The 8,807-nt window shown below is 51.4% G+C and carries 7 protein-coding genes and 1 pseudogene; all 8 read right to left on the bottom strand.

Going from position 1 to position 8,807, the window contains the following annotated elements:
- A pseudogene (locus tag B3F49_RS04665) lies at positions 1 to 806 on the bottom strand (hypothetical protein); the annotation flags it as partial.
- 145 nt (positions 807 to 951) lie between these two features.
- Complete coding sequence (locus tag B3F49_RS04660) at positions 952 to 1,437, bottom strand: DUF6672 family protein (protein WP_293909286.1); 486 nt, start codon at positions 1,435 to 1,437, stop codon at positions 952 to 954.
- Complete coding sequence (locus tag B3F49_RS04655; protein ID WP_293909284.1) at positions 1,434 to 2,549, bottom strand: ABC transporter permease; 1,116 nt, start codon at positions 2,547 to 2,549, stop codon at positions 1,434 to 1,436. The genes B3F49_RS04660 and B3F49_RS04655 overlap by 4 nt, the downstream gene beginning before the upstream one ends.
- A complete protein-coding gene (locus B3F49_RS04650) occupies positions 2,546 to 3,607 on the bottom strand; it encodes an ABC transporter permease subunit (RefSeq protein ID WP_293909281.1) in 1,062 nt (353 codons plus the stop codon). Before B3F49_RS04650 ends, B3F49_RS04655 begins: the two co-directional genes overlap by 4 nt.
- On the bottom strand, positions 3,604 to 5,226 hold the full coding sequence (locus B3F49_RS04645) for a sugar ABC transporter ATP-binding protein (RefSeq protein ID WP_293896104.1): 1,623 nt from the start codon (positions 5,224 to 5,226) through the stop codon (positions 3,604 to 3,606). Before B3F49_RS04645 ends, B3F49_RS04650 begins: the two co-directional genes overlap by 4 nt.
- A gap of 140 nt (positions 5,227 to 5,366) precedes the next feature.
- A complete protein-coding gene (locus B3F49_RS04640) occupies positions 5,367 to 6,581 on the bottom strand; it encodes a DUF3798 domain-containing protein (protein WP_293909279.1) in 1,215 nt (404 codons plus the stop codon).
- 176 nt (positions 6,582 to 6,757) lie between these two features.
- On the bottom strand, positions 6,758 to 7,513 hold the full coding sequence (rlmB, locus tag B3F49_RS04635; protein ID WP_293896098.1) for a 23S rRNA (guanosine(2251)-2'-O)-methyltransferase RlmB: 756 nt from the start codon (positions 7,511 to 7,513) through the stop codon (positions 6,758 to 6,760).
- 57 nt (positions 7,514 to 7,570) lie between these two features.
- Positions 7,571 to 8,710 (bottom strand): molecular chaperone DnaJ, encoded by a 1,140-nt coding sequence (gene dnaJ, locus B3F49_RS04630; protein ID WP_293909277.1) that lies wholly within the window; start codon positions 8,708 to 8,710, stop codon positions 7,571 to 7,573.
- Between the last annotated feature and the right edge of the window lie 97 nt (positions 8,711 to 8,807).

Raw genomic sequence — 8,807 nt, 5'->3', positions numbered from 1 at the left:
TTGTTATAATAAGTTGGGACTTCAAAATATGTATTAGTAGTTGAGTTATAGACGATATCAACTCCAGATTGTACTTCATCATAATAGTGTAAAGGATGCGGGAAGAACGATGTCACGAAGGTATACTTGAACTTGTCCGAGAATGTCGTGATACGGGCCATGTTGTGGTACTTCAACGTATCACTGAGCATGAGGTTGCCAGTTGTCCCTGCACCCCAGTTGAGCCTGTCCCTTCCAAGCTGGAAGGTCCAATACTCCCCTCCTGCAGCAACAAAGGCACGATAGGGCATATTGAAGTCCAAGTCCTCGAGAACCGCCGGAGGCAGCACCGGTATGTTTGTGCCGAATGCTGTGGAGCCAAACCCATGCTCCAAGGTGTGGGTGTTGCCCACACTGAATTCTGAATAGCCGTAGAAGTTCTCGGCCGGCCAGGTTTCCAATCCGATATTCAGCAGGGGCTTTTGTTGCAGGAATCCTCTATTCCAAGTTTCCCTTCCCACAAAGTTGGTGGTATCGGTGTGGTAATAGGCTTCCAGATTGGCATCGAGGTTCCAGGAGAGGCCGATGCCGTCGCCTTGGATCTTCGGTTCTTTGTTCAATTGCTGAACAACATAGTCATAGGTTGAAGAAAGGCTTCCTTTCAGGACTTCGGGTTTGAGCTTCTCCAACATCAAGGCAAGTTCTGCCTGACTGTACGGACCGGTTGTGGAGGGAAGCGATAGCCCTTGGGAGATATAGAGCATTTGGATGGCTTGGTAGACGTCATCATCCAAACTGAATACTTTCTGCTGATTGGAAGCAGCCATAACAGGTGATAACAACAATACAAGAAGCATGAAAAGAGCAACTGACCGAGACATTCGCATGCGAAACCTCTTCATTGATAATTTTCTTCAGTATAAACCAAGGGGTGCCAAATGGCACCCCTGATGTTTAGTTTTTACCCTGTTACTACAATTCAGTAATCAAGCCGGCTAAGTCGTCGGTTATCACCGTCTCTTCAGCTGGAGCGGCTGTCATTGCATAGGTTGGCGGTTCGTAGTTCTCAAGCCAAACACTCTGGTCGGCCTGTGCATCGGCAACCAAGGCAGGAATCAGGATCATAACCATATCCTGCATCAAGGGAATCTTGAACTTGCGGGTGATCACATGCTCCTCCCAGTTGGAGTCGGTATACACTACCTTCACCTCGTGGGTCTGGCCGGTCACCTCGAACTTGTCACGATCGCGTGCTGCAAGTTCCAGCGCGTCCAGCTTGTTGATCTGGACCTCCACCAACTGAAGGGCCTTGACTTCCGTCCCATTCACGGTAATGGTCTTGTTGTCGACGAGTACAGTGTGTTGCCTTCCAATGAAGAAGAGAAACACCGAGAAAGCCAGGATCAGTACAATGGCTGCAAGGCGGATCCATGTTGTACGATTGAAGGTAATGCTCATGCTTTCACCTCCTGCTCGGCTGCAAGCTCAAGACCTGCAATATTCTCATCCCGCCTTTTTCTCACCTCGTAGAGGACCAGTGAAATGGTGATAACCCCGTAGGAAACGAATACGCGGAAGTACTCACCGAGCTGGGCTTGTCCGATGAGGTTCTTGCCCGCCATCGGGCTGACGATGAACATGAGGTGGAACAGGATGACACCAAGAAATACGTTCCTGATATTGGCCTTTGCAACCGTTGCACCACCAACCAGAAGAGCGGCAACGCTGAACATACCAATTTGCATATGGCTGTTGTATGTGTTCAACGTACCGATGTTCTGCAAGTACACGATCATACCGTAGCCGGCAAAAACCGTGGATATGATAATCGAGATGATGCGGGTATGCTCCACCCTGATTCCCGCTGCTCGAGCAACTTCCATATCCTGCCCCACTGCGCGCATGTCCTGACCGAGCTTGGTCTTCTTGAACCAGAGCACGAACAGACACAGAAGGGTGATCAAGGCGAATGTTGCAAGAGGAATGGGAATACCGAACAGTCGGATGGTCAGCAGATCGTCCAAGGATTTTCGAATACCGATCAGGTTGACGGTATTGCGGATACCATAGCCTCTTGGCAACACCAAGGCGTTTGACCTGATCGGAATAACAGCACCCATGCCGTAGAGTACAATCAACTGATAGATGCCGTTCATGAAAAAGCCGATGATGTAGCTGGTAACCATCTCACGGCCTTTGGCCATGTTCAGGATCTTGCCGCACCACCAGCCCAGAAGAATCGAAATGGGGGTGGAGATAATCATCGCCAGAAGCATGCCCGGAATCCCTACGATGCCCCAGTCGCTGATGAATATCAGGCCGATCTGACCGGCCATGGCCCCGAGAGTCATGCCGAAGTTCAATCCCATGCCTGCAAGGATGGGAATCAGGAGGCTGACGATCAAGAAGGAGTTTCGGACGATACGAATAATGATTTCGCTGAACAAATAGTTTGCCGAGTACCCGCTCAAGGGTATACCGAAGGCACAAATCACCAGAAAGAGGATCGGTACGGTATTGTTGGCCATGAAGCGGAGTACTTTTTGGGTGTTGGTCATCTGAAGCTTCATCGTACCGCCTCCGTTTTTCTGGTCAGGGCGTAGAGGATCATACCGTTGGAAACCACAATTCTTATAACCTCACTCATGTCTGTATGAATCATCGAGTTCATGACCGACGGCGTCATGGTGACAATGCCCTGGAACAGGAAGGTTCCAATCACAACGTTGAGGATTGAAGCCTTGTTCACCGAGGCTCCTCCGATGAGAATTGCCGAAACCGCCGGCAGAGCCATGTAGAAAGGACCCATATACAGTTGGATGAATCCAAAACTTTGCTGATACACGAGGATGCCTAAAGCTCCCAACCAGGTCGACATCACGACACTGAGGGTCCTGATACGGTCTACATTGATGCCGCTTGCACGGGCAAACACAGGATTCGAGCCAACAGCCGTCATTGCAGTCCCTGTCTTGGTGTGCAGGAATGCCCAGATGATGAATGCCAGCAATGCAAAAAACAGGATCATTCCGGTGGGAATCACCAAGTGATCACTTAGTCGAATCGACAGCAGGTTGTTCAGCACATGCAGGTAGTAACCTTCAACCGAAATCGTGGTACGAAGCCCCGATCCACTATAGCCCCAGACCATGGTGGGATTGCTGAAGGGCAACAGCAGCCACATGATGCACATGAAAGCCACACTGGAAAATCCTACATAGGTGGCGATCATCATCTCTCCACCCTTTACCCTGTTGAGCAATTGCCCATACCCCCAGCCGAGGATGACAGCGAACGGGGTTGCCAGAAGAATTGCCAGCACGAAGGAGAAAGGTCCGGGGATATTGATCTGCAGGCTGAGGGTTGCACCCAGGAGTCCGGCAATGATGCCCAAGGGAAGTCCGAAGTTCAGGCCGCAACCACTGTGAATCATCGGAACCATCGCCAAAACCATGACTGCGTTCATTCCGAAACGGTTGAGCGTATCAGAAAGGCTGGTTCCTACATTAACGCCCACGAACGGGGCGAGAATGAAGAGGACCAGCAAGAACAAGGCAATAATGACTCGGGGAAGCCCGAAGGAGCGTACCATGTCCTGTATCGAAGCTTTCAGCTTTTCGAAGTTCATACACTCCCTCCTTGTTTATGGCCGACCATCAACAGACCAAATTCAGCACTGTCGGTGCTGGCTGGCAGAATGCCGAATACCTTGCCGTCGCTGATGATGGCGATCCGGTCGCAAATCGCCCGTAGTTCTTCAAGTTCACTGGATATCATGACAATGGTGGTCCCACTCTCCTCGTTGTATTTCCTGAGCGCTTTGAGTACAAGGCTCTTGGCCCCGATATCAATGCCTCTCGTAGGTTCTGATACAAACAAAAGCTTGGGTGATACAGCAAAGGCCTTGGCCAGACATACTTTCTGTTGGTTGCCTCCACTCAGCTCCTTTGCTTTTTGCTTGGTGCTGGTGCAACGAATTTCCAATTGCTCCACATACGCTTGCGTCTCTTTTTCAATAGCTTCCTGGTCACGCCACTTGATGGCACCGCCCAGGTACTTCTTGAGGTATTTATCCTGGACCTGCATGGCCGTAAAGGAGATGTTCCACTCCAGCGTCTCATCGAGCAGCAAACCCACCCCGCGCCGATCTTCGCTGACAAACGCCATTCCGGCATCAAGGAAGTTGCGGGGATTGTTCAAATCAATCTGATTTCCCTCGAAGGCAACCTTCCCGCCGGCAGGGAACAGGCCCATTGCTCCATTGGGAATACCGAGCTTGCCCTGCCCGGCCATGCCTCCGATACCCAGGATTTCTCCCTTATGCACCTCAAGGCTCACATCCCTTACCGTCTCACCGGGCATATTCACCCACAGATTTTCAATGCTGAGAATCACAGGAGATTTCTCGTAATCGAACGTACGGGTCTGGCGCTGGGAAGTATTCACATCACGCCCCACCATCCAACGGGCGATATCGGTGATGACAACCCCTTGTGCAGGGACCGTCTTGATAATCTTGCCGTCACGCATGACCATGATGGTGTTGCACACATCAATAATCTCTTGAAGACGGTGGGTGATGAAAATTATGGCAATTCCGGAATCACTTAACTTACGCATGGCAGCAAGCAGGCTGTCCGCCTCCTGCTCGGAAAGTACTGCAGTCGGCTCATCAAGGACCAAGAGCTTGATGCCTTCGGTAGCCGCGGTGGCTTCCTTGCTGAGCTCACGTGCGATTTCGGTGAACTGTTTGTGCCCTACCGGCATTTGGGAAACCAACATGTCGGCATCGAGGGGGACATTCAACCGGCCGATGGCTCGTTTGGAAATATCGTCCATCTGTGCACGGTCGAGAGTGTTCATCCTCTCTCCGAACACCTCGCTGAGCCATGTATACTTGAGCGGCTCACGATTAAGGAGAATATTTTCCGTAGCGGTAAAATCGGGCAACAGGGAAAACTCCTGATGCACCATGCCGATTCCTTTTGCCAAAGCATCAATGGGGGATGCGAATTCCACTTTCTGTCCATTCATCAGGATTTCCCCACCAAACCCACCGGTTTGATGGATCTCATCCATGCCAAAGAGAATCTTCATCAAGGTGGACTTTCCTGCACCATTCTCACCGACAAGTCCCAAGATCTCTCCTTTTTTCAGAGAGAAATTGATGTCGCTGAGTACTTGATTGCCGAAAAAGTCCTTGCTGATGTGTCTCATCTCCAGCAAGGGAGCATCATTCTCATTCATCTGTCCTATCCTTCCAAACTTGGTTGTGACTCTTATCTGAGTAGAGACAACAGTTACGACCACGTTCAAATAGTTGTCCCAATAAGCGGTATAAAGGGGGAGAGTACCACTCTCCCCCTCATGATTGCAACTAGAAAACCTTATTTGATGGAGAAATACTTCTCGGGAACAACGAGATCAGCGTTGCCCATGTAGCCCTTGCCCATCATGTAGGTGTCCTGGTAAATGAGGACGTGGTTGCGAGCCCTTACACCAGTGTTGACATCGGTGTAGAAGGAACCATTCCACTTTGCACCAGCGGTGTACTTGCCATACGCCTTCATCAGGTCGGCAAGCTTGAGCAATTCGCTCTCGCCCCTGAGCACGTTGATGGCATGCTGGCCAAGGCCGGCAGTGGTGGTGTAACCATACGAATAAGCCCAGGTGCCGAAGCGGCCTGCGCCACCCTTGGCGACAACAGAAGCTTCAACCTTCTTGAGAATGGCACTAAAGTCGCCAGCCTCAGCAGAGAGGTCGATGCCCAGAGCTCCAGGATATCCCATCAGCGGGCTGGGGAGGTCGGCTTCGATGAAGAAACCACCATAGGCCAGAAGCTGCTTGAGCAAAGGCTCGGTGTGAGCGTCGTTTGTGCAGAAGAATGCAGCATTCTTGCCATAGGTCTCGATCCATGCGGGAACCTTCTCAAGAATATACTGCTGAGCACCGGCGACACCAACGTCGGAGGTCGGATCGGGAGCGGTCTCAAGCACGAACTTCATACCGAATTCCTGACATGTTGCACGCATGATGGCAACACGGCGGCTCATGGTTTCATAACTCATGTGTCTGGGGAACGAGATGTGTACGAAGGTATCGCAGCCGAGCTCATGAGCGGTGCGGATGATCAGATAGCCGCGGGCGACGAAGTCATTGTTGACAGCGAGGTCTGCAGAAGTCTGGATTACATTAGGATCCTCGTGAGCTTCACCGGCGATGGTGATGATGTCGGGTCTTCTCTCCTTGACGCGGCGGAAAGCCTCAGTGGTTCCAGGAATAGCCTGGTTGACAATGATTGCCTTCATTTTCGGATCATCGGCGAGGCCGCTGATTACGCTGATGGTGGTCTCAGCTTCGTCCATAAAGTTGTCAGGATAGGTGACGTGCTGAATGATGCCACCAGTGGAAACGGAACCATACTCCTCGATCAGGCGTTCAGCACCACGAAGATCATCTTCAGACTGGGAGACTGTACCGGTGACAATACCAACATGGAAGTCACTGGCAGCGGGCTTGGCGGCAGTTTCTTTTGTACCTTGTGCAAACAAGAAACTGGAGGCCAGCAGGATGCAAAGAACAAGAGCTAAGGTCTTTTTCATTTCTACTTTTCTCCTTGAATGGGAAATATCCCACGAGTCATGATACGAAAAAGATAGCCAGAATACAAGAAAAGATTGTTTTATTTATGCAACTCGATGTAAATTGCCTGCATTTTTATAGAATAAGGGCATGGAATGCCTCCACGCCCCTATACATTCAACACAATTCGTATACTTTACTTGGTTGCTTGCTGCCTTCTCACTTCATAAAGAAGGATGCCGGTTGCCACCGAAACGTTCAAGGAATCGATATGTCCGGTCATTGGGATTGTAACCAGATGATCGCAAAGCTTCTGTGTCAACTGCCCGATTCCCTTGCCCTCGTTGCCCATTACCAGGACAGTCCGTTTGGGGAAAACAGTCTTGTACACTGCCTGCCCATTCATGGCGGCGCCATAGACCCAGAACCCCTGGCCCTTGAGATACTCGATCTCCCGATTCATGTTGGTGACCGTCGCCAGCGGAACATAATGGGCGGCACCCGAGGAGACCTTCACGACAGTGGTATTGGCCTGGGCGCTGCGTCTCTCCGGGATGATCACCAAAGAGACTGAGAACTGGTCGGCGGAGCGGAGAATTGCACCAAGGTTCTGGGGGTCGGTGATCTCATCAAGCACCAAGACCAAAGCTGAATCGTCTTCCTTCAGACTCGCGCAGAACTCCTTTACCGATATGGCAGGAATCCTGGCCCCGGACCCTTTCACAGGGATGACGAGATCCAGAACCGCTCCCCGATGGTCGGCATGATCGACCATGCGATCCATCTCGACCTTCGCAATCTTCTTGACGATTACCTTGCCGCTTAGCTGTGCCTGGCGCTCCAGCGTCTGGGTGTTGCTCCCCATACCACGTACAAGATAGAGAACAGACCCTGCGGCTGCTCGTTTTAGTCCTTCTTCAATGGCGTGGAAGCCAATAATTTTCTCACCCATATGGTGCTCCTCGTACTGCGTGCAACAGGGCTACCGAATCCGGTAGCCCTGGCCATGTTATTCTTCATCAAATGGAACTGGATTCGGCGAAGTCTCTTCACCCAATGCATCCGAGAGTTCCTGCATCAGCTTCTTTGCCTTCATTCCCAAACGCTTGGGGACTTGGACCATGAGCTTGATGTACATATCGCCCCGGTCGGTCGAATTGAGCTTTGTTACTCCCCTCTCCCTCACCCTGAGCATTTTCCCATGCTGTATACCCGGAGGAATATTCACCTTGATCGACTGTCCATCAATGGTAGGAACCTGTATCTCGGCACCCAGGGAGGCCTGCGTGAATGAGATGGGTATCTTGCAGTACAAATCATAGTCCTGCCTTACAAAATACTTGTGGGGCTTCACGTTTATGTATACATACAAATCACCGGCGGGGCCACCGTTGGGCCCTGCATCACCCATGCCGCGCAGGACAACCCGGCTTCCTGTATCAACTCCGGCAGGAATGGTCACCTTGACTTTCTGCTGCTTGCGCTTCAAGCCGGTGCCATGACAGGAGGAACAGGGGTTGTCGATTACCTGACCGCTGCCATTGCAAGTGGGACATGTGCTGGCGATGGCGAAGAAGCCGCTGTTGCGCCGTACCTGGCCGCTGCCGTTGCAGGTCGGACAAGCCTTTGTCCCGCTGCGGCCTTGAGAGCCTGATCCATGGCACTCTTCACAGGCCACCTGATGCGAGTAGGTTACCTCGACCTTGGTTCCGAATACAGCATCCTTGAAATCAATATCGACATCATAGCGCAAGGAAGACCCGGATTCGGGACCTCGTTGTCCACCACGGCCCTGCGTCCGTCCGCCTCCTCCAAAGAAGGAGCTGAAAATATCCTCAAATCCACCGCCACCGAAGCCACCACCAAAGATATCGCTGAAATCACGATACACATTGGAGTAGTCGCGAGGACCGCCATTCGCACCATCAATGCCCGCAAAGCCGTATTGATCATACATTTTGCGCTTCTTCTCATCGGCGAGGACATCGTATGCTTCGGTTGCTTCCTTGAAGCGTTCCTCAGCAGCCTTGTCACCCGGATTCTTGTCGGGATGGTTGGCAATAGCCAGTTTTCGATATGCCTTCTTAATCTCTTCAAGTGTTGCAGTCTTTCCGACCCCAAGCACTTCATAGTAATCACGTTTCGCCACGATGCGACTTCCTTAGAACAGATTGGCCTCAGAAACATCATGTCGGCCGAAGCCGACATGATGGTAAGCCGTTATGCTATAGTACCCTGTTACCGAC

It is taken from the genome of Sphaerochaeta sp. UBA5836, from assembly GCF_002432845.1.
Taxonomy (GTDB): domain Bacteria; phylum Spirochaetota; class Spirochaetia; order Sphaerochaetales; family Sphaerochaetaceae; genus Sphaerochaeta.
The sequence above is the reverse complement of the archived record's forward strand: the minus strand, read 5'-3'. Positions and strand labels throughout refer to the sequence as shown.